The 18349-nt window shown below is 73.5% G+C and carries 19 protein-coding genes; 7 read left to right on the top strand and 12 right to left on the bottom strand.

Annotated elements, in window-relative coordinates; translation table 11 throughout:
- Positions 1–41: 41 nt before the first annotated feature.
- Positions 42–1202 carry a cystathionine gamma-synthase gene (locus K7472_RS03970; RefSeq protein ID WP_222973878.1) on the bottom strand — a complete coding sequence of 387 codons (1161 nt, stop codon included), beginning with the start codon at positions 1200–1202 and terminating at the stop codon, positions 42–44.
- Between the two features lie 109 nt (positions 1203–1311).
- Here K7472_RS03970 and msrA point away from each other — a divergent pair, with 109 nt between their 5' ends.
- The gene (gene msrA / locus K7472_RS03965; RefSeq protein ID WP_222973875.1) at positions 1312–1965 is read left to right on the top strand and encodes a peptide-methionine (S)-S-oxide reductase MsrA; all 654 of its coding nucleotides are present in this window, start codon (positions 1312–1314) and stop codon (positions 1963–1965) included.
- Here msrA and K7472_RS03960 read toward each other — a convergent pair.
- Positions 1908–2834: a helix-turn-helix transcriptional regulator gene (locus K7472_RS03960; protein WP_222973873.1), complete on the bottom strand. Its 927-nt coding sequence runs from the start codon at positions 2832–2834 to the stop codon at positions 1908–1910. The genes msrA and K7472_RS03960 overlap by 58 nt on opposite strands.
- Positions 2835–2942: 108 nt before the next feature.
- On the opposite strand from K7472_RS03960, the gene K7472_RS03955 reads away from it, so the two are divergent.
- On the top strand, positions 2943–3680 hold the full coding sequence (locus tag K7472_RS03955; protein ID WP_222973871.1) for an SDR family oxidoreductase: 738 nt from the start codon (positions 2943–2945) through the stop codon (positions 3678–3680).
- A 47-nt stretch (positions 3681–3727) separates the two neighbouring features.
- On the opposite strand, the gene K7472_RS03950 is transcribed toward K7472_RS03955, so the two are convergent.
- Positions 3728–4297, bottom strand: a complete 570-nt coding sequence (locus tag K7472_RS03950; RefSeq protein WP_222973868.1) for a class I SAM-dependent methyltransferase — start codon at positions 4295–4297, stop codon at positions 3728–3730.
- A 55-nt stretch (positions 4298–4352) separates the two neighbouring features.
- On the opposite strand from K7472_RS03950, the gene K7472_RS03945 reads away from it, so the two are divergent.
- Positions 4353–5135, top strand: coding sequence for an AraC family transcriptional regulator (locus K7472_RS03945; RefSeq protein ID WP_222974362.1), 783 nt, complete (start codon positions 4353–4355; stop codon positions 5133–5135).
- Between the two features lie 49 nt (positions 5136–5184).
- Here K7472_RS03945 and K7472_RS03940 read toward each other — a convergent pair whose 3' ends face one another.
- From K7472_RS03940 to K7472_RS03925, 4 genes are all read right to left on the bottom strand, one after another.
- Positions 5185–5901 carry an ABC transporter ATP-binding protein gene (locus K7472_RS03940; protein WP_222974360.1) on the bottom strand — a complete coding sequence of 239 codons (717 nt, stop codon included), beginning with the start codon at positions 5899–5901 and terminating at the stop codon, positions 5185–5187.
- A gap of 21 nt (positions 5902–5922) precedes the next feature.
- The gene (locus tag K7472_RS03935; protein ID WP_222973865.1) at positions 5923–7416 is read right to left on the bottom strand and encodes an ABC transporter permease; all 1494 of its coding nucleotides are present in this window, start codon (positions 7414–7416) and stop codon (positions 5923–5925) included.
- Between the two features lie 173 nt (positions 7417–7589).
- Complete coding sequence (locus K7472_RS03930) at positions 7590–8867, bottom strand: L,D-transpeptidase (protein ID WP_308013760.1); 1278 nt, start codon at positions 8865–8867, stop codon at positions 7590–7592.
- Positions 8868–9045: 178 nt separating this feature from the next.
- Positions 9046–9456 (bottom strand): hypothetical protein, encoded by a 411-nt coding sequence (locus K7472_RS03925; RefSeq protein WP_308013759.1) that lies wholly within the window; start codon positions 9454–9456, stop codon positions 9046–9048.
- A gap of 177 nt (positions 9457–9633) precedes the next feature.
- On the opposite strand from K7472_RS03925, the gene K7472_RS03920 reads away from it, so the two are divergent.
- Positions 9634–9981, top strand: coding sequence for an LAETG motif-containing sortase-dependent surface protein (locus K7472_RS03920; RefSeq protein ID WP_222973861.1), 348 nt, complete (start codon positions 9634–9636; stop codon positions 9979–9981).
- A gap of 18 nt (positions 9982–9999) precedes the next feature.
- Here K7472_RS03920 and hutH read toward each other — a convergent pair whose 3' ends face one another.
- The 5 genes from hutH to K7472_RS03895 form a co-directional block, all read right to left on the bottom strand.
- Positions 10000–11550 (bottom strand): histidine ammonia-lyase, encoded by a 1551-nt coding sequence (hutH, locus tag K7472_RS03915; RefSeq protein WP_222974355.1) that lies wholly within the window; start codon positions 11548–11550, stop codon positions 10000–10002.
- Between the two features lie 32 nt (positions 11551–11582).
- A complete protein-coding gene (locus tag K7472_RS03910; RefSeq protein ID WP_222974353.1) occupies positions 11583–12734 on the bottom strand; it encodes a GGDEF domain-containing protein in 1152 nt (383 codons plus the stop codon).
- A gap of 502 nt (positions 12735–13236) precedes the next feature.
- A complete protein-coding gene (locus tag K7472_RS03905; RefSeq protein WP_222973859.1) occupies positions 13237–14052 on the bottom strand; it encodes an enoyl-CoA hydratase/isomerase family protein in 816 nt (271 codons plus the stop codon).
- A gap of 19 nt (positions 14053–14071) precedes the next feature.
- Positions 14072–15148, bottom strand: a complete 1077-nt coding sequence (locus K7472_RS03900; RefSeq protein ID WP_308013758.1) for an adenylate/guanylate cyclase domain-containing protein — start codon at positions 15146–15148, stop codon at positions 14072–14074.
- A 114-nt stretch (positions 15149–15262) separates the two neighbouring features.
- Positions 15263–16141, bottom strand: coding sequence for a biotin--[acetyl-CoA-carboxylase] ligase (locus tag K7472_RS03895; protein ID WP_222973857.1), 879 nt, complete (start codon positions 16139–16141; stop codon positions 15263–15265).
- 150 nt (positions 16142–16291) lie between these two features.
- On the opposite strand from K7472_RS03895, the gene K7472_RS03890 reads away from it, so the two are divergent.
- From K7472_RS03890 to K7472_RS03880, 3 genes are all read left to right on the top strand, one after another.
- A complete protein-coding gene (locus K7472_RS03890; protein WP_222973855.1) occupies positions 16292–17872 on the top strand; it encodes an acyl-CoA carboxylase subunit beta in 1581 nt (526 codons plus the stop codon).
- Positions 17873–17881: 9 nt separating this feature from the next.
- Positions 17882–18088, top strand: coding sequence for an acyl-CoA carboxylase subunit epsilon (locus K7472_RS03885; RefSeq protein WP_222973853.1), 207 nt, complete (start codon positions 17882–17884; stop codon positions 18086–18088).
- A gap of 87 nt (positions 18089–18175) precedes the next feature.
- Positions 18176–18337: a hypothetical protein gene (locus K7472_RS03880; protein ID WP_222973850.1), complete on the top strand. Its 162-nt coding sequence runs from the start codon at positions 18176–18178 to the stop codon at positions 18335–18337.
- Positions 18338–18349: the final 12 nt, after the last annotated feature.

The raw sequence follows: 18349 nt of genomic DNA, 5'->3' as shown, positions 1-18349 counted from the left end.
ATACGGCTATGGGGATCAGCTATGGGGATCAGCTGTGGGGATCAGCCCAGCGCCTGCCGCAGGTCCGCCAGCAGGTCGTCGATCGCCTCGATGCCCACCGACAGCCGGACCAGGTCGTTCGGCACCTCCAGCGCGGAACCCGCCGCCGAGGCGTGGGTCATCCGGCCCGGGTGCTCGATCAGCGACTCCACGCCGCCCAGCGACTCGCCCAGGGTGAACAGCTTCGCCCGGTCGCAGACCCCGACCGCCGCCTCCTCGCCGCCCTCGACGCGGAACGAGATCATGCCGCCGAACGCCTTCATCTGCTTGGCGGCGACCTCGTGCCCGGGGTGCGTGGGCAGGCCCGGGTAGAGCACCTGGCTGACCTTCGGGTGGTTGCTGAGCATCTCGGCGACCCGCTCGGCGTTCGCGCAGTGCCGGTCCATGCGCACCGCCAGCGTCTTGATCCCGCGCATCACCAGCCACGCGTCGAACGGACCAGCCACCGCGCCCATCGCGTTCTGGTGGTACGCCAGCCGCTCGCCCAGCTCCGCGTCGGAGGTGACCAGCGCGCCGCCGACCACGTCGGAGTGGCCGCCCATGTACTTGGTGGTCGAGTGCACGACGACGTCGGCGCCGAGCGCCAGCGGCTGCTGGAGGTAGGGGCTGGCGAAGGTGTTGTCGACGACGAGGTGGGCGCCCGCGCCGCGCGCGACGGCGGCGAGCGCCGCGATGTCGGTGATGCCGAGCAGCGGGTTGCTGGGCGTCTCCACCCAGACGACCTTGGTGTTGGGCCGCAGCTGCGCCCTCACGGCGGCGGTGTCGGAGGTGTCGGCCACCGACCACTCCACGCCCCAGCGCTCGACGACCTTGGAGAACAGGCGGAAGGTGCCGCCGTAGGCGTCGTTGGGGATCACCACGTGGTCGCCGGGGGCGAGCAGGGTGCGCAGCAGGCAGTCCTCGGCGGCGAGCCCGGAGGCGAACGCCAGACCGCGGCGGCCGCCCTCAAGCGCGGCGAGGTTCTCCTCCAGCGCGGTACGGGTCGGGTTCGCCGACCGGCTGTACTCGTAGCCGCCGCGCAGGCCGCCGACGCCGTCCTGCTTGTACGTCGACACCTGGTAGATCGGCGTCACGACGGCGCCGGTCTGGGCGTCGGCGGGCTGGCCGGCGTGGATGGCGCGGGTCTCGAAGCCCCGGTCCTGGTGGGTGTGGTGCTCACTCATGGTGCGAGCGTAATGCGCCGGGAAGGAATGCCGGGAAGGAATCCCCCGCGGACCGTCGGCGTTGACGCTGACGTCGTCAGGTCGGCCCGGATCCCTCGGAGAGGTAGCGATGTTCTTCAGCCGCTTCAAGACGAAGCTCCCCACCGCGCAGGAGGCCCTGCCCGGCCGCACCGAACCCGTGCTCGCCGGGTCGCCCCGGCACACCGTCCTCGGCAACCCGATCCTCGGCCCGTACCCGCAGGGCCTGGAGGTGGCGGACTTCGCCCTGGGCTGCTTCTGGGGAGCGGAGCGGCGTTTCTGGCAGACGCCGGGCGTGTGGACCACGCTCGTCGGCTACCAGGGCGGCCACACGCCGAACCCGACGTACGAGGAGGTCTGCTCCGGCGAGACCGGCCACACCGAGGCGGTCCGGGTGGTCTTCGACCCGGAGGTCGTCTCGTACGAGCAGCTGCTGAAGGTCTTCTGGGAGTCGCACGACCCCACGCAGGGCTTCCGCCAGGGCAACGACGTGGGCACCCAGTACCGCTCGGCGCTCTACACCCACGACGACCTCCAGGCGAAGACCGCCGCCGCCTCCCGCGACGCCTTCCAGCCGGTCCTGTCCGCGAACGGCTACGGCGGGATCACCACGGAACTGGCCCCGGCGGGCCCGTTCCACGCCGCCGAGGAGTACCACCAGCAGTACCTGGACAAGAACCCCGCGGGCTACTGCGGCCTGGGCGGCACGGGCGTCTCCTGCCCGGTGGGCGTGGCGAGGGCCTGAGGGGGCCGCGGGCCGGGCGGCGGGGTGCCGTCCTCGGGCGTGGGGCCGTCCTCGGGCGTGGGGCCGTCCTCGGGCCTGTGACCGTCCTCCGGTACGTAGACGACGAGGGTCTGTTCGGGCTGCTCCGCCAGGTGGAAGGCCGTATAGGCGTACGTGACGATGCCCCGGCCCGAATGCCGTAGGCGTTTACGGCCGCTGTGGCGGGGCTGGACCTCGTAGCGGGACCACCAGGCGCGCGCCTGCGGGCTGCCCTCGCGCAGCTCCTCGACCAGTCGTGTCCAACGCGGGTCGCCGGGGTGGCGGGCGGCGAGGGTGCGCAGGCGGGCGAGCAGGCCGCGGGCCTCCGGCTCCCAGTCGACGACGACGTCGCGGGCGACCGGTTCGAGGAAGACCCAGCGCACGAAGTTGGCCGGGCGCCCCTCCCGCACCAGGCCGGGGAACAGCTCCTCGGCGGCCGCGTTGTGGCTGAGCACGTCGTAGGTGCCGCCGATGACGTACGCGGGAGCCGGCTGGAGGAGCAGGGGGACGGCGGCCGCGGCGGCGGTGAGCGGCTCGCGTTCGCCGGTCGCGTCCGCCCGCGGGTGACCGGCGAGGCCCAGCAGGTGGTCGCGTTCGTGCCGGTCGAGGCGGAGCGCGACGGCCAGGGCGGTCAGCACCTGCTCCGAGGCGCGGATGTCCCGCCCCTGCTCCAGGTACGTGTACCAGGTGGCGCTGATCCCGGCGAGCAGGGCCAGCTCCTCCCGGCGCAGCCCCGGCGTGCGGCGCCGCCCGGTCGACGGCAGGCCGCACTCCTCGGGCGTGAGGCGTTCCCGGCGGCTGCGCAGGAACGCGCCGAGCTGGCGACGTCGCTCCGGAGGATGGGCGGGCATGGCGAATGGCACCTCTGGTTCCAGAATGAACGCGGTCTGGATACCAGGCTAAGCCGCGTCAAGACTGATGGTCGTACGTAATGGAACGACGGAAACAGGAGGCACCCGATGTCCGGAATCACCGGCAAGGTCGTGGCGATCACGGGGGCCGGCAGCGGCATCGGCGAGGCGGCGGCGCTGTTGCTGGCCGAACGCGGCGCCCGGGTCGTCCTCGGCGGCCGCAGGTCCGAGCGGCTGACGGAACTGGCGGACCGGATCGTGAAGGCGGGCGGTGAGGCGGCGTGGGTCCGCGCGGACGTGACCCGGCGGGAGGACCTGGAGGCGATGGTCGCGCTGGCCGTCGAACGGTTCGGCCGACTCGACGTGTTCGTGGCCAACGCCGGGGTCGGCACGATCTCGCCACTGGACGACCTGCGGGTCGAGGAGTGGGACCACATGGTCGACGTCAACGTGAAGGGCGTGCTGCACGGCATCGCCGCCGCGCTGCCGGTCTTCCGCGCCCAGGGCGCGGGCCACTTCGTCACGACGGCGTCCACGGCCGCGTACCGCGTGGTGCCGTCGATGGCGGTCTACGCGGGAACGAAGGTCGCGGTCCGCGCGATCTGCGAGGGCCTGCGCCAGGAGGCGGGCGCGGACCTGCGGGTCACCACGGTCTCCCCCGGCGTCACGGCGACGGACTTCGCGGAGGCGTCCAGCAACCCGGAGGTCAGGGCGAACATCACGAAGATGCGCGACGACCTGGCGATCCCGCCGACCGCGATAGCCGAAGCGATGGCCTTCGCGATATCCCAGCCGAAGACGGTGGACGTCAACGAGATCATCGTCCGGCCGACGGCGCAGAGCTGAAGAGCCCGATACGCCCACGCCGGGTAGCGGCGACCGCCGAGGACGCCTCAGTCCCCCGTCCACGCCCTGAAGCGGAAGCTGCCCTCCCCCCGTACGACCTCCGTCTTGCCGAAGCCCGCCTCGCTCAGGCGGGGCGGGAGGGTGTCGGGGTCCACCTCCACCCTCGTGTCGCCGATGTGGAGGAGGCGGAATCTGCGGCTGGTCAGGCTGTCGGTGCCGGTGAAGACGCCTCCTGGGCGCAGGACCCGGCGGGCCTCGGCGAACAGGCGGTCCTGGAGGGCCGGGGACGGCACGTGGTGCAGCATCGTGAAGCACACCACCGCGTCGAACGCCGCGTCCGGCAGCGGCATCGCGCTGCCGTCGCCCTGGACGATCCGCGCCCGGTCCCCGAACTCCCGCTCCAGCAGCCGGGCCGAGGCCGGGTCGACCTCCAGCGCGGTCAGCCTCGGGACCCGCCGGACCAGGACGCGCGTGGTGGCGCCGAAGCCGGGGCCGATCTCCAGTACGTCGGTGCCCAGGTCGAGGCCGTCCAGGGCCCACGGCAGGACGCCCTCCTCGATCTTGCGCGCCCACGCGTCGGAACTGCACAACTTACGGTGGATGAGATTCATCGGCATGCGTTCGACGCTAGAACGGGGGGCGAATGTCCACCACCGGCTGGAGTGCCAACTGATGTCGCGAGAAGGACAACCCCCTCTGCACGACCCGCCCGTGAGCCCGGACGCTCCGCCCACCAGCGCCATCGCGGTCGGCGCCTTCGCCCTCGCCGACGGCCAGTGGTTCGAGGAGCACGTCCACGCGCACCACCAACTCGCCTGGTCCTTCAAGGGAGTTCTGACCGTGCGCGCGGCGGGCAGCGTCTGGGTGCTGCCGCCGTCGATGGCGTTGTGGCTGCCCGCGCGCACCCCGCACGCCACCGGCGCCGCGGTCGCCACGTTGTCGCGCAGCCTGTACTTCCCGCCCGCGCGGTGCCCGGTGCGCTGGTCGGCGCCCACGGTCGTGGCCGTCTCGCCGCTGCTGCGCGAGCTGATCTGCCACCTGGCCGACGGTTCGGTGGGCGAGGCGGCCAGGGCCCGCGCCGAGGGCGTCGTCTTCGACCAGCTGCGGCCGGTCTCGGTGACGACGGTGCTGGCGCCGATGCCCGACGACCCCCGGGCCCGGCGGGTCGCCGAGGCGCTGCGCGCGGACCCGGCCGACGGGCGGACACTGGCCGAGTGGGGGACGCTGGTCGGCGCCAGCGGGCGCACGCTGGCCCGGGCGTTCGTCTCCGGGACCGGTATGGCGTACGGGAGTTGGCGGGCGCGACTGCGGTTGCAGGAGGCGATGCCGCTGCTGGCGGCGGGCGCCCCGGTGGCATCGGTGGCCCGCCGCGTCGGCTACGCCTCACCGAGCGCGTTCGTGGCGGCGTTCCGCAGGACGGTGGGGGTGGCGCCGGGGGCGTACTTCGCACCGTGAGCGACCCACTCGCGTCATCCGCCCGTCGCGCCCCCGCCCTCGCGCTCGGTCAGCTCGACGCGTCCCCGCCCTCGCGCTCCGTCAGCTCGACGCGCCCCCGCCTGAGCACCGCCAGCCGGGGTGCCCGGCGCGCGGTCGCCGAGTCGTGCGTGACCATCACCAGCGTCGGGACGTACCCCGGTTCCGGGACGGCGTCGGCATGGCGGGCGGCCTCCAGCAGCGCCAGCACCTCCGCGGCGTCCTGTCGGCCGAGGCCCCCGGTCGGCTCGTCGGCCAACAGCACCTTCGGTCGCTTCACCACGGCCCGGGCGACCGCCACCCGTTGCCGTTCGGCGGGCGTCAACTCGGCCGGTACGCACCGCAGTCGAGCGCCGAGACCGGCCCATTCCAGCGCCCGCGCCGCCCGCGTCCGCCGTTCGCCGCGCCGTACGCCGAGCGGCACGAGGGCGGCCTCCACGTTCTGCCGGGCGGTCAGCGCGGGCAGCAGGTGCGCACGGCGCGGGACGAATCCGATGTGCTCGGCGCGTACGGCGGCCAACGTGCCGTCGTCCAGCGCGGCCAGGTCCGTGCCGTCCAGTTCGACGGTGCCCTCGGTCGGGCGGTCGAGGCCGCCGAGCAGCCGCAGCAGCGTGGACTTGCCGCCGCCGGGCGGGCCCTGCACGACGAGCTGCCCGCCCCGGGGGACGGACAGCGTGACGTCGCTGAGCCCTTCGACCGTGTCGTCGGCCGGCCCGTAGCGCTTGGTGACGGCGGTCAGCCGGTACATGGGTGATCCCATCGCGGCAGCCTACGGCCGTGCCGAGGCGCGTGCCGCGCTCACCGGTCGCGGCCGGCCCACCCGCCAGGCGCCGCAGGCCGCCACGAGCAGGGCGGCGCCCAGCGCGAGGACGGCGGCGAGCGCGATCAGGGAGGAGGAGACGGGCGCGGTCAGGGCGACGCTCAGGGCCCGGCCGCCCGTGTGCCCCGCGCCGCGGGTGACGGCGTGCAAGCCGTCGAGGTCGCCGGGGGAACCGGCGACCGCCGCGAGGTCTCCGGCCCGGGTGTGGGAGGCGCCGGAGCCGGAGGGGCGGGCGGTGAGCGTGGGTCCGATCGCGGTGAGCAGGCGGGTGGCGGTCAGGCCGAGGGCCAGCCCGGCGGCGGCGCCGATCAGACCGGTCGCGCCCGCCAGACCGACCGCCTGCCGGGCGATCCGGGCGCGCCCCCAGCCGAGGGCGCGCAGCGTCGCGTACCCCCGCTCGCGTCGGCCGATCGCGGAGGCCATCAGGACCGCGGCGGCCACGACGGCGGCCGCCGCCACGCCGAACGCGGCCCAGCCGCCGGGTCCTGACGTCCAGCGGTAGGTGGTGGCCAGCGGGCCGCTGACGCCCGCGGCGAGGTCGGCGGAGGTGGAGACGGTGGTGCCGGGCAGGGCGGCACGGATCGCGGCGGCCACCCCCTGCGCCGGGTCGCCCGAGGCCGTGGCCGCCGCACCCGCCGCACCCGCCGCACCGGCCGGCTCCTGCGACACCGTGACGTAGACCGTGCCGACCGCTCCGGGTGTGCCGGCGAGGGCCTGGGCGCGTCGCAGGGGGAGGTAGAGCTGCGCGGGGGCGGTGCTGTCGGACGTGGTGGCGATGCCGACGATCCGGTACGCGGTCCCGGCCAGCGTCACCGACGAGCCGATGCCGAGATGGTGGGCCAGGGCGTAGCCGCTGTCGGCCACCGCGACGGGCTCGTCGCCCTGCGCGGCGGTGAAGGCGGTGCCGCGAGTGATCGTGGAGGCGCTCAGCGGTCCGAGACCCGGCGCGGTCACGTCCACGCCGTACGCGCTCAGCTGTGCGCCGCCGCCGTGCGTCGCTCGGCCGCCGTGGGTCGCGGTGTCGCCGTGCGTCGCGGTGTCGCCGTGCGTCGCGGTGTCGCCGTGCGTCGCGGTGACGTCGAGCGCCAGGCCGCCCGCCGCCCGCGCCACCCCGGGCTGCGCGGCGACCTTCGCGACCGCCGAGGCGTCCAGCGGCGCGGGCCCCCGCACGGTGACGCGGTCGCCGTCGCGGGTGGTGGGGCCGACGCGGGCCGCGAACTCCAGCCCGGGAGCGCCGCCGTCGCCCGGCGCGGCCCGCGTCACCGTCAGATCGGTGCCGGTGCCGTACGCGGAACGCAGCACCTCGTCGCGGGCCCGCTGCGTTCCGGCGCGCAGCGCGCAGGTGGTGAGGACGAGGGCGACGGCGAGGGCGAGCCCCGCCATCACCGCGAGCACGCGCCTGCCAGGACGTCGCAGCTCACGCCGTAGACAGGTGAAGAACATCCCAACCCTCGCCAGTGCCGCCGCCCACCGCTCCCGCACCCCAGCTTAGGGAGCGGCGGTGAGGGGTCGCTGAGGCGTGGATGAGACCGCGGTGAGAAGATCCGGCGCTCACGGGGCGCGCCGGTCCGTACCACCAGGGTGAACCGACCCCCCCTAAAAAGCCTGACGGGCCGTCAGGACGCGGCGCCGCCCGCGGTCCACTGGCTCCACGGCATGTTCCAGTCGCTGAGCCCGTTGTCCGGCGCGATGGTCTTGTCGTGGGAGTTCTTGACGATCACCACGTCACCCACGAGCGAGTTGCCGTAGAACCACGCGGCGTTGGTCGTCGGGTCGCCCGCGCCCTTGACGTCGCGCATCCCGATGCAGCCGTGGCTGGTCGCGGCCGAACCGAAGATGCCCGGCGCGGACCAGTAGTTGCCGTGGATGAAGGTGCCGGACGCGCTCAACCGCATCGCGTGCGGCACGTCCGGGATGTCGTACTCCCCGCCGAAGCCGACCGTGGAGCCGTTCATCCGAGTCTGCTGGTACTTCTCGGAGATCACCATCTGCCCGTTGTACGTGGTGTGCTGCGGGCTGCCGGTGGAGACCGGGATCGTGCGGATCACCCGGCCGTCGCGGACCACCGTCATGGTCTGGGTGGCGGCGTCGACCGTGGAGACCTGCGAACGGCCCACGGTGAACGTGACGGTCTTGTTCTGCACACCGGTGAGACCGGAGGCGCCCTTGACGTTGTCCAGGTCCATCTTGAGGGTGACCTTGGAGCCGGGCTTCCAGTACTGCTGCGGCCGGAAGTCGAGCCGCTGGTCGCCGAACCAGTGACCGACCACGCGCTGGCCGCTGCTGGTGGAGACCGAGATGTGCGAGGCGACGGCCCGCTTGTCGGTGATCGCCTTGTCGAAGTCGAGCGAGACCGGCATGCCGACGCCCACCGTGGAGCCGCCGTCCGGCGTGTAGTACGCGATGAAGCTGTGCGCGGGCGAGACGGTGGTGAACGTCGCGTTCGCGTCCGCCGGGCGGCCTCCCGCGTCCTTGGCGCTCGCGGAGATCCGGTACTGGGTGGCACGCGACAGCCGGTCGTCCGGCGTCCAGCTCTTGCCGTCGGCGGATATCCGGCCCGCCACCGCCTTGCCGCTGACGGCCTCGGTCATCGTCACGTGGGTGAGGGTGCCGTCCGCCACGGTGACCTTGGAGTCGGCGGCGATGCTCGCGCCGGAGCTCCGGTCCTTCGGGGTGATGGTGATCTTCGCCTGCGAGATGTCCTTCGCGGGCGCCGAGTCGGCGGCGGCCGCACCGGTCGCCTTCGACGCGGCGTGCGAGCCCGATCCGCCGCACGCGGTGAGCGCGAGGGCGCCGCCGAGCAGCACCGACGCCGTGGCGACGCCGCGCCGTGCGACGCGCCGGCGGCGCTGCTCGGAGGACGTGCCGGGACCGGCCTGCGAGGGGGACTTCACACCTATCTCCATCCATACGGCTACTGCGCGGGTTTCACGCCGACGCACTAAAGGAGAACATCTGTGGCCATAGGTCCGTTCCGTTCCCTGGGTTTCTGTGAGGAATCGCACCCGGGCACACGTGGGGCCCGTGACCGCGTTCTCGCTGGTCACGGGCCCTGTGGGCCTCCTGTGAGGCCTACTCGTCCTCGGTCTCCTCGGTCTCCTCGTCAACCTCGTCGTCGGCCTCGTCCTCCCACAGGTCCCACTCGTCGTCGTCCGGGTCGTACTCGGTGTGGGCGCTGTTCCACGACGCCTGCACGAGTTCCACCCCGGGGACCCCGGTGACCAGGTCGAAAGGGTCGACCAGATAGGCGAGCGCCTCGGCCTCGTCGCGCTGGACGGCGTCCCTGGCGTGCGCCCGCTCGTCGTCGGGCATGAACTCGTCGCCGGTGATCTGGTCCAGCGCGGCGCCGGTCAGTTCGCCGGTGTCGGTCAGCTCCAGGACCAGTTCGACCTGGAGGCGGACGTAGCGGGCGCCGTCGCCCTCGGCCTCGGTCTCGATCTCGGTCTCCGTGGCGCCGTTGGGGGGTTCGTTCTCCGTACTCATGCGACGGAGGGTAGGCGCCCGGGGCGCCCGCGGTGGCCCGGACACGGCGGGCGCGGCGGCGTTCACCACCGCCGGAGGGCCGCTGAGCGGGCGCATTACCAGGTGACTTCCCAGCGGCGCTCGAATCTCACTAACATCGTCGCCACGGTGAACTCGCCGTATCTGCAAGGGGGTTCCATGGCCACGCGCCGTTCGCTCACCACCACGACCGCGGTCGCGGGGGGACTGCTCGCCGCCCTGTGTTTCGTGCCCTCGGCGTCCGCGTCGGTCGAGCATCCCGAGCACTCCGCGACGGCGTCCGCCGCCTCGGCGGGGACGACCGCCTCCACGCGGTCGTCCGGTACCGCCGCGGCCACCCGGCACACCGCGGACACCGTCAGGGGCGCCGCCGCGGCCACCGCCGCGGGGCTCGCCGACACCGGAAGCGTCGACACCACGCCGTACCTGGTGGGCGGCAGCGCCTTCCTGGGCGTGGGCGCGGCGCTCCTGCTGTACTCCAGGCGCCGCGCCCTCGTCCTGTTCTGAGGCGTGTGCCCCGGCCCGTTACGCCAGCGGGCCGGTGACCGACTCGGCGGCGCGCACCAGGGCGCCGGAGCGGACGAACGCCTCGGCCGCCGCGAGGTCCGGGGCCAGGAAACGGTCCCGGCCCGGGCCCTGCACACCGGCGGCGCGGGCGGCCTCGATGACCGCGCGGGTCGCGGGCGCGGCGGCGGCCTCCTCGTGCGCCTGCTCGCGGATCTCGATGGCGCGGGTGGCGGCGACCAGCTCGACGGCGACGATCCGGGCCAGGTTGTCCACCGCCAGGCGCAGCTTGCGGGCGGCCGACCAGCCCATGGAGACGTGGTCCTCCTGCATCGCGGAGGACGGGATGGAGTCGGCGGAGGCCGGTACCGCGAGCCGCTTGTTCTCGCTGACCAGCGCCGCCTGGGTGTACTGGGCGATCATCAGGCCGGAGTCGACGCCCGGGTCGTCGGCGAGGAACGGCGGCAGGCCGTGCGAGCGGTTCTTGTCCAGCAGGCGGTCGGTGCGCCGCTCCGCTATCGAGCCGAGGTCGGCGGCGGCGATCGCCAGGAAGTCCAGCACGTACGCGACGGGCGCGCCGTGGAAGTTGCCGTTGGACTCGATACGGCCGTCCGGCAGCACCACCGGGTTGTCCACGGCGGCGGCCAGCTCGCGGTCGGCGACCAGGCGGGCGTGCGCCAGGGTGTCCCGGCCGGCGCCCGCGACCTGCGGCGCACAGCGGATGGAGTACGCGTCCTGCACGCGGGGGGCGGCGTCCTGGTGGTGGCCGGTGAGGCTGGAGCCCTCCAGCACCCGGCGCATGTTCTCGGCGCTGGCGGCCTGGCCGGGGTGCGGGCGGATGGCGTGCAGCTCGGGGGCGAGCACTTTGTCGGTGCCGAGCAGCGCCTCCAGGGACAGCGCGGCGGTGACGTCGGCGGAGCTGAAGAGCGTGGCCAGGTCGGAAGCGGCCATCAGCAGCATGCCGAGCATGCCGTCGGTGCCGTTGAGCAGCGCCAGGCCCTCCTTCTCGCGCAGCTCGACCGGCTCGATGCCGTGCTCGGCGAGCAGCTCGCCGGACGGGCGCACCACGCCGTCCGGGCCCTCGGCCTCGCCCTCGCCCATCAGGGTCAGCGCACAGTGCGACAACGGCGCCAGGTCGCCGGAACAGCCCAGCGAGCCGTACTCGTGGACCACCGGGGTGATCCCGGCGTTGAGGATCGCCGCCATGGTCTCGGCGACCACCGGCCGCACGCCGGTACGGCCCGAGGCCAGCGTCTTCAGGCGCAGGAACATCAGCGCCCGCACGACCTCGCGCTCGACCCGCGGGCCCATCCCGGCCGCGTGCGAACGGACGATGGAGCGCTGCAACTGCGCGCGCAGCTCGGGACCGATGTGCATGACCGCGAGCGCGCCGAAGCCGGTCGAGACGCCGTAGACCGGACGGGAGGACGCCGCCAGCTCGTCGATGACCGCGCGCGAGGCGGCGATGCCCTCCAGCGCCTCGGCGGACAGCTCGACGCGCGCGGCACCCCGCGCCACCGCCAGCACGTCGTCCGCGCTGGTCCCCGACGATCCCAAGACCACACTGTGCATATTCATATTCACGAACCATAGACAGTGAATCGTTAGCTGTCACGACCCGGCCGGGAACCGTTACGCGGCCGACGCCCCCGGAAGCTGCGCCGCTCGTCCGGGCGGGACGGCGTGGAGTCCGCCAGTTCGGCCACCGCGCGCCCGGCGACCACCGGCCTGGCGGATCGTTCCGCCTTGGCGCGGTACTGCGCCGCGTCCGCCAGCCGGAACAGCCGCCGCGCCGAGCGCACCGGCCCGGCCGGCGAGTCGGTGGACGCCATGCCCACCGCCACCCCGTCGCCCAGGCCCAGCCAGCGCGCCCGGGAGCACAGCTCGACCGCCGCCTTCTCCACCTCGGCCGCCTCGCACCCCTCCGCCAGCAGGCAGAACTCGTCGCCGCCCAGTCGGGCCGCGAGGCTGCCGGGCAGCATCGCGCCGCACAGCGACAGCACCGAGCCGAAGCCGACCAGCAGCTTGTCGCCGACCTCGTGGCCGAGGGTGTCGTTGACCCGCTTGAGCCCGTTCAGGTCGCAGACCACCAGGCTGACCGGGGTGCCCTGCTGCCGGTGGCGCTCCAGCGCCTGGTCCAGCCGGGCGTCGACCGCCCGCCGGTTGGCGAGCCCGGTGAGCGGGTCGGTGAACGCGAGCCTGCGCACCTCCTCCAGCCGCTCGGTCTGCGCGATCCCGGCCGCGATCACGGCGGCCAGCACGGTGGCGAACTCCGCGTCCGCCCGGTCGAAGATCCGCGCGCCCGGCTCGCGGGCGACGTACAGCTCGCCCCAGGCCCGCCCGTGCAGCACGATCGGGGCGACCACGCAGCACCCCCGGCCCCTGCGGCGCAGGGCGGCGACCCTCTGGTGCGGGTACGCGCCCGCGCCCGCGCCGTCCACGGTCTCCACCCACGCGTGCGGCTCGCCGCCGCCGGCCCACTCGTCGTGCAGGTACTCCACGACCTCGGGGAAGTCGTTGACCGGATAGGTCTCGTCGGTGGGCAGCGGCTCCTCGCCCGGAGCGAGGTCGCCGTCGTTGACCAGCACCCGCAGCTGCCCGGACTCCCGCTCCCACACCGAGACGGCGGCGAACGTGCCGCGCAGGGCGGTGCGCGCGCGCCCGACGGCCGCGCACGCCGCGTCCAGGGGCGTCTGCGCCGTCGCCACGGCCTGGGCGAGCCCCACGACGGCCATCATCCGCCCGTCACCCACCATCTCCGCGCTCACCGCTCACCGCCCTCCGTCGCGCCGTTCGTCGTTCGGTCTCCCAAGGCTAAGGACATCCGGGAGGTTTTGACTCGCGTGACGGTGCGTTAGGGCTGAACAGAGCAGTGATGGGGCGGGCGGCTCTCGGGGGCGGAGTGCTTCTTCTGCGCCGCTGCGCGGCTTGAGGGGGCGGAGGCGGGGGGCCTAGGTGCTGCGCACCTGCCGACACCGGCCGCTGCGCGGCCGTAGGAGGCATGGTTCCCGAATCGCTTGCTTCACCGTTGTCTCCGGCAAGGACTTTGGCGGTGGAATTCCTTGCCGGAGACAACGACGTGACAAGTAATCCGGCAAGGGACGCCCCCGGGCCGCCACGTTCCGGGCGCGCAGCGCCCGGGCATCAGCGAGGTGCGCAGCACCGGGGCCCCCGCCTCCGCCCCCTCAAGCCGCGCAGCGGCGCAGACGTGACACTCCGCCTTCCGGCCCCCGCCTCCCTGCCCCCGCCCAAAAAGACCTACACCCCCGGCCAGTCCGGCTTGCGCTTCTCGTTGAACGCGGCGACCCCCTCCGCCCGGTCCGCCGAGAACGCCGTCGCCCGCCAGGCCGCGTCCTCGACCTCCAGGCCCTCCCGCAGGCCCAGCCCCTGCCCCAGCCGCAGCGCGCGCTTGGCGCTGCGCAGGCCGATGGGCGAGTTGGCCGCGATGCGCTCGGCCATGGCCAACGCCTCCTCGCGGTCCTGTCCGTCGTCCACCAGCACGTCGACCAGGCCCAGCTCACGGGCTTCTGCGGCCTCAACGCGGCGGGCGGTGAAGACCAGCTCGGCCGCCCGCGCCGCGCCGACCCTGCGCGGCAGCAGCTGGGTGCCGCCACCTCCGGGGATGACGCCGACCGAGACCTCGGGCAGGCCCACCACCGCCGTGCCGTCGGCCACGATCACGTCGCAGGACAGCGCGAGTTCGAAGCCGCCGCCGAGCGCGAAGCCGTGCACCGCCGCGATCGTCGGCATCGGCAGTTCCAGCACGCCGGTGTACGCGGCCCTGGTCACCGGGCGCTGCCGCATCAGGTCGGCGTCGCTGAAGCCGTTGCGCTCCTTGAGGTCGGCGCCCACGCAGAAGGCCCGCTCGTGGGTGGAGGTCAGCACGACGACCCGCACCCCGGCGTCGGCCGCGAGGTCGGCGCAGGCCGCGCCGACGTCCCCGGCCATCCGCGTGGAGATCGCGTTCATCGCCTTGACCCGGTCCAGGACCAGTTCCGCCACGAACCCGCGGTCACCGTGTCGCCGGACGGCGACCCACTCCCCGTACCGCTGTGTCTGCTGTTGCTCCGTCATGAGCGCCGATCATGGCAGCTCAGCCGCGCCGCGTCAGCAGCCAGGGCTCGACGACGCCCAGTCCGCGCACCGGACGGCGCCACATCGGCTGGAGCGCGAAGCGGTACTTGTCGTCCTCGTCGACCTCCGCCTCGGAGACGGGCGCGTCGCCCGACTCGCCCAGCGCCTGCGCCAGCGAGCCGTCGACCAGGACCGCGTCCCGGGGCGCTATCGAGGTCAGCCGGCTGGCCAGGTTGACGGTGGTGCCGAAGACGTCGCCCATCCGGGTCGTCACCGTGCCGAAGGACATCCCGACCCGCAGCGCAGGCATCGTCTCGTCGCCGGTCAGCGTCTCGATCATGCGCAGGCCGATCTCCGCCGCGACCCCGGGGTCGTCGGCGACGAAGAGCACCTCGTCGCCGAGCGTCTTGATCAGGCGGCCGCCGTGCGCGGCGACCAGGTCGGCGGTGGTGGTCTCGAACGCCTCGACCAGCTCGCCGAGCTCCTCCTCCTCCAGCCTGCGGGTCAGCCGGGTGAAGCCGACCAGATCGGCGAAGCCCACCGCGAGCCTGCGCTTGACCGCCTCCTCGTCGTCGGCCTGCGCGACCCGGCTGGTGGCCGCCGCCAGCTGCCGCCGCCAGACGTAGACCAGGAACTCCTCCAGCTCCGGCAGCAGCAGCTCGACCAGCGGGTACGCCACCTCGGCCCGGGTCATCCCGGGCTCCGGCGGTTCGGTGAGGCCCTCCAGGAAGGAGTCGGTCTGCCAGTCGGCGAGGCGGGCGGTGGTCTGGCCGGTGGAACGGGCGACCTGCACCGCCATCGACTCGCTCAGCAGTCCGGCCTCCACCAGACCGGCCAGCCGCCGCAGCGCCAGCACGTCCGCCTCGGTGAGCGCCTTGGCCTGCCCGATGTCGGCGAAGCCCATGGCCCGCCAGAAGCGGGAGGCCAGTTCCATCGAGACCCCGGCACTGCGGGCCGCCTGGAACGGCGTGTACCGGCGGTCGGCGCCGAGGATCAGCTGTTCGAGGCGGAGCGCCAGCGGGTTCGCGCCGACCGCCTCGCTGCGTTCCTCGGGAGTGCTGGCGCCGCCGGTGCGCGGCTCGTCGTCCGCGGTCACCGCCCGCCCCCTGCCCGGCTCTTGACCACTGCCCTTCCGATCACACTGGGGGTCACCTGGGATGCCCCAGGAGAACGTCGGGTCAACGATACGGCAGTGTGCCGTAGCTCACGCTCAGGACGTCGCTCGTACGTGCACCACGTCACCCGCGGCGACGGTTTCGCGCCGTTCCCCGGTGTCGACCACCAGCCGCCCGTCGCCGTCGATGGCGACCGCCTCGCCGACCAGGTCCTGACCGCCCGGCAGCTCGACGCGGACCGTGCGGCCCAGGGTGGAGCAGCCGGCCGCGTAGGTCTCCTGGAGGCGGCAGGCGTGCGCGTCGCCCTCGGCGGCCCGCCAGGAGCCGTACCACTCGCCGAGCGAGCGCAGCACGGCGCGCAGCAGCGGGTCGCGGTCGGTCGTCTTCGCCCCGGCGAGCGCGAGCGAGGCGGCGGTGGGCACCGGAAGCTCGTCCTCGGTCAGCGTGACGTTCAGTCCGATGCCGAGGACGATGCCGTCGTCCCCGGCGCGTTCGGCGAGGATGCCCGCCGCCTTGCGCTCGGAGCCGGGTGGGGTCTCCCCTGGACGGAGCTTGTCGGAGTCCTCGGGGACCGTGACCAGCAGGTCGTTGGGCCACTTCAGGCCGGTGTCGACGCCCGCGGTGCGGGAGACCGCGGCGGCGGTGGCGACCCCGGCGAGCAGCGGCAGCCAGCCCCAGCGCTCTACCGGTACCCCGGTCGGCCGCAGCAGCACGGAGAAGAACAGCCCGGAGCGGGCGGGCGCCGACCAGCGGCGGTCCAGCCGCCCGCGCGCCGCCGACTGCTCCTCGGCGACCAGCACCGCGCCCCCGGCGGCACCTTCGCGGGCCCGGGCCGCGAGGTCGCTGTTGGTGGAGCCGGTGTTCTCGACGACGTCCAGCGAGGTCCACAGGCTGTCGTCGGTCAGCAGCGCGCGGCGCAGCGCGGTCTCGTTCAGCGGCGGGCGGTCGAGGTCGGCCCAGCGGTTGGAGGTCATGACGGCACCCTACGAGCCCGCACGGCCCAGTGTGGCCAACGCCGCAGTGCTCACAGCGCCACCTCGACACTACGCTGAGGAAACAGCGTTACTCGTTAGTCACGTCGCGCACCCGTATGTCCGACCAGACGAGCAGGAGAGCCGCCGGATATGGCCGAGCCGGAGTACGACATCCACACCACCGCGGGCAAGCTCGCGGATCTGCGCCGCCGTATCGAGGAGGCCACCCACGCGGGCTCCGCCAGGGCCGTGGAGAAGCAGCACGCCAAAGGCAAGCTGACCGCCCGTGAGCGCGTCGAGCTGCTGATGGACGAGGGGTCCTTCGTCGAGCTGGACGAGTTCGCCCGGCACCGCTCCACCAACTTCGGCCTGGAGACCAACCGCCCGTACGGCGACGGCGTGGTGACCGGCTACGGCACCGTGGACGGCCGCCCGGTCGCGGTCTTCTCGCAGGACTTCACGGTCTTCGGCGGCGCGCTCGGCGAGGTCTACGGCGAGAAGATCGTCAAGGTGATGGACTTCGCGCTGAAGAACGGCTGCCCGGTCATCGGCATCAACGACTCCGGCGGCGCGCGCATCCAGGAGGGCGTCACCAGCCTCGGGATGTACGGCGAGATCTTCCGCCGCAACACCCACGCCTCCGGGGTGATCCCGCAGATCTCCCTGATCGTCGGCCCCTGCGCGGGCGGCGCGGTCTACTCCCCCGCGATCACCGACTTCGTGGTGATGGTCGACCAGACCTCGCACATGTTCATCACCGGCCCCGACGTCATCAAGACGGTCACCGGCGAGGACGTCGGCTTCGAGGAACTCGGCGGCGCCCGCAGCCACTCCACGAGGTCCGGCAACGCGCACCACATGGCGGGCGACGAGAAGGACGCCATCGAGTACGTCAAGGCGCTGCTGTCGTACCTGCCGAGCAACAACCTCTCCGAGCCGCCCGCGTACGCCGAGGAGGCGGACACCGCGGTCGGCGACGAGGACCTGGAGCTGGACACCCTGGTGCCGGACTCCGCCAACCAGCCGTACGACATGCACACCGTCTTCGAACACGTCCTGGACGACGGGGAGTTCCTGGAGACGCAAGCGCTGTTCGCGCCGAACATCCTCACCGGCTTCGGCCGCGTCGAGGGCCGCCCGGTGGGCGTGGTCGGCAACCAGCCGATGCAGTTCGCGGGGTGCCTGGACATCGACGCCTCCGAGAAGGCGGCGCGTTTCGTGCGCACCTGCGACAGCTTCAACATCCCCGTGCTGACCTTCGTCGACGTGCCCGGCTTCCTGCCCGGCACCGACCAGGAGTGGAACGGCATCATCCGCCGCGGCGCCAAGCTGATCTACGCCTACGCCGAGGCCACCGTCCCGCTGATCACCGTCATCACCCGCAAGGCGTTCGGCGGCGCGTACGACGTCATGGGCTCCAAGCACCTGGGCGCCGACCTCAACCTGGCCTGGCCGACCGCGCAGATCGCGGTGATGGGCGCGCAGGGCGCGGTCAACATCCTGCACCGCCGCACCCTCGCGGAGGCCGAGGACCCCGAGACGCTGCGCCAGCAGTTGATCACCGAGTACGAGGACACCCTGCTCAACCCGTACGTCGCGGCCGAACGCGGTTACGTCGACGCGGTGATCGAGCCGTCGCTGACGCGCTCGCACATCGTCAAGGCGCTGCGGACGCTGCGCAACAAGCGCGAGAGCCTGCCGCCGAAGAAGCACGGCAACATCCCGCTCTAGGAGGCCGCGATGATCAAGGTCGTACGGGGCAACCCGACCCCTGAGGAACTGGCCGCGGCGCTGGCGGTCGTCCAGGCCCGCACGGCGTCCGGCGAGGACACGGAGGGCGGCGGCACACCGCTGCGGGCGTGGGCGGACCCGGCGCGCTCGCCGGCGCTGCGCCCGCTGCCGAGGGCGGGCGCGGGCGTGTGGCGCACCGCGTTCTGGCCGAACTGAGGCGCGCAAGCGGTGGGACGGTCGGCCCGCGCGTTCTGAGTACTCCTACTCAGGCGCGGGCCGACCGGCTCGGCGCAGGATCGGGGGATGCTGTGGTCCGACCGCCGATCCGACGAACCCGATGAATCCCACGAATCCGACGTACCAGATGCGGAGTTGCGGCGGGCGCTGGCGAGGATGCGGCGGGCCGGGCTGCTGATGGCGGCGCTGCTGCCGCTGCTGATGGTGCTGGCCGCCTGGCGGCCGTGAGCCGGCCGCCGC

Origin of the sequence: Streptantibioticus parmotrematis (assembly GCF_019890615.1) — a bacterium.
GTDB lineage: Bacteria > Actinomycetota > Actinomycetes > Streptomycetales > Streptomycetaceae > Streptantibioticus_D > Streptantibioticus_D parmotrematis.
Note: the sequence above shows the minus strand (reverse complement) of the source record. Positions and strands in the feature narration are given on the sequence as shown.

Coding starts and splice junctions, on each gene's coding strand:
- K7472_RS03970 (WP_222973878.1), bottom strand. CDS start 1,202: ATGAGTGAGCACCACACCCACCAGGACCGGGGCTTCGAGACCCGCGCC.
- msrA (WP_222973875.1), top strand. CDS start 1,312: ATGTTCTTCAGCCGCTTCAAGACGAAGCTCCCCACCGCGCAGGAGGCC.
- K7472_RS03960 (WP_222973873.1), bottom strand. CDS start 2,834: ATGCCCGCCCATCCTCCGGAGCGACGTCGCCAGCTCGGCGCGTTCCTG.
- K7472_RS03955 (WP_222973871.1), top strand. CDS start 2,943: ATGTCCGGAATCACCGGCAAGGTCGTGGCGATCACGGGGGCCGGCAGC.
- K7472_RS03950 (WP_222973868.1), bottom strand. CDS start 4,297: ATGCCGATGAATCTCATCCACCGTAAGTTGTGCAGTTCCGACGCGTGG.
- K7472_RS03945 (WP_222974362.1), top strand. CDS start 4,353: ATGTCGCGAGAAGGACAACCCCCTCTGCACGACCCGCCCGTGAGCCCG.
- K7472_RS03940 (WP_222974360.1), bottom strand. CDS start 5,901: ATGTACCGGCTGACCGCCGTCACCAAGCGCTACGGGCCGGCCGACGAC.
- K7472_RS03935 (WP_222973865.1), bottom strand. CDS start 7,416: ATGTTCTTCACCTGTCTACGGCGTGAGCTGCGACGTCCTGGCAGGCGC.
- K7472_RS03925 (WP_308013759.1), bottom strand. CDS start 9,456: ATGAGTACGGAGAACGAACCCCCCAACGGCGCCACGGAGACCGAGATC.
- K7472_RS03920 (WP_222973861.1), top strand. CDS start 9,634: ATGGCCACGCGCCGTTCGCTCACCACCACGACCGCGGTCGCGGGGGGA.
- hutH (WP_222974355.1), bottom strand. CDS start 11,550: ATGCACAGTGTGGTCTTGGGATCGTCGGGGACCAGCGCGGACGACGTG.
- K7472_RS03910 (WP_222974353.1), bottom strand. CDS start 12,734: ATGGTGGGTGACGGGCGGATGATGGCCGTCGTGGGGCTCGCCCAGGCC.
- K7472_RS03905 (WP_222973859.1), bottom strand. CDS start 14,052: ATGACGGAGCAACAGCAGACACAGCGGTACGGGGAGTGGGTCGCCGTC.
- K7472_RS03895 (WP_222973857.1), bottom strand. CDS start 16,141: ATGACCTCCAACCGCTGGGCCGACCTCGACCGCCCGCCGCTGAACGAG.
- K7472_RS03890 (WP_222973855.1), top strand. CDS start 16,292: ATGGCCGAGCCGGAGTACGACATCCACACCACCGCGGGCAAGCTCGCG.
- K7472_RS03885 (WP_222973853.1), top strand. CDS start 17,882: ATGATCAAGGTCGTACGGGGCAACCCGACCCCTGAGGAACTGGCCGCG.
- K7472_RS03880 (WP_222973850.1), top strand. CDS start 18,176: ATGCTGTGGTCCGACCGCCGATCCGACGAACCCGATGAATCCCACGAA.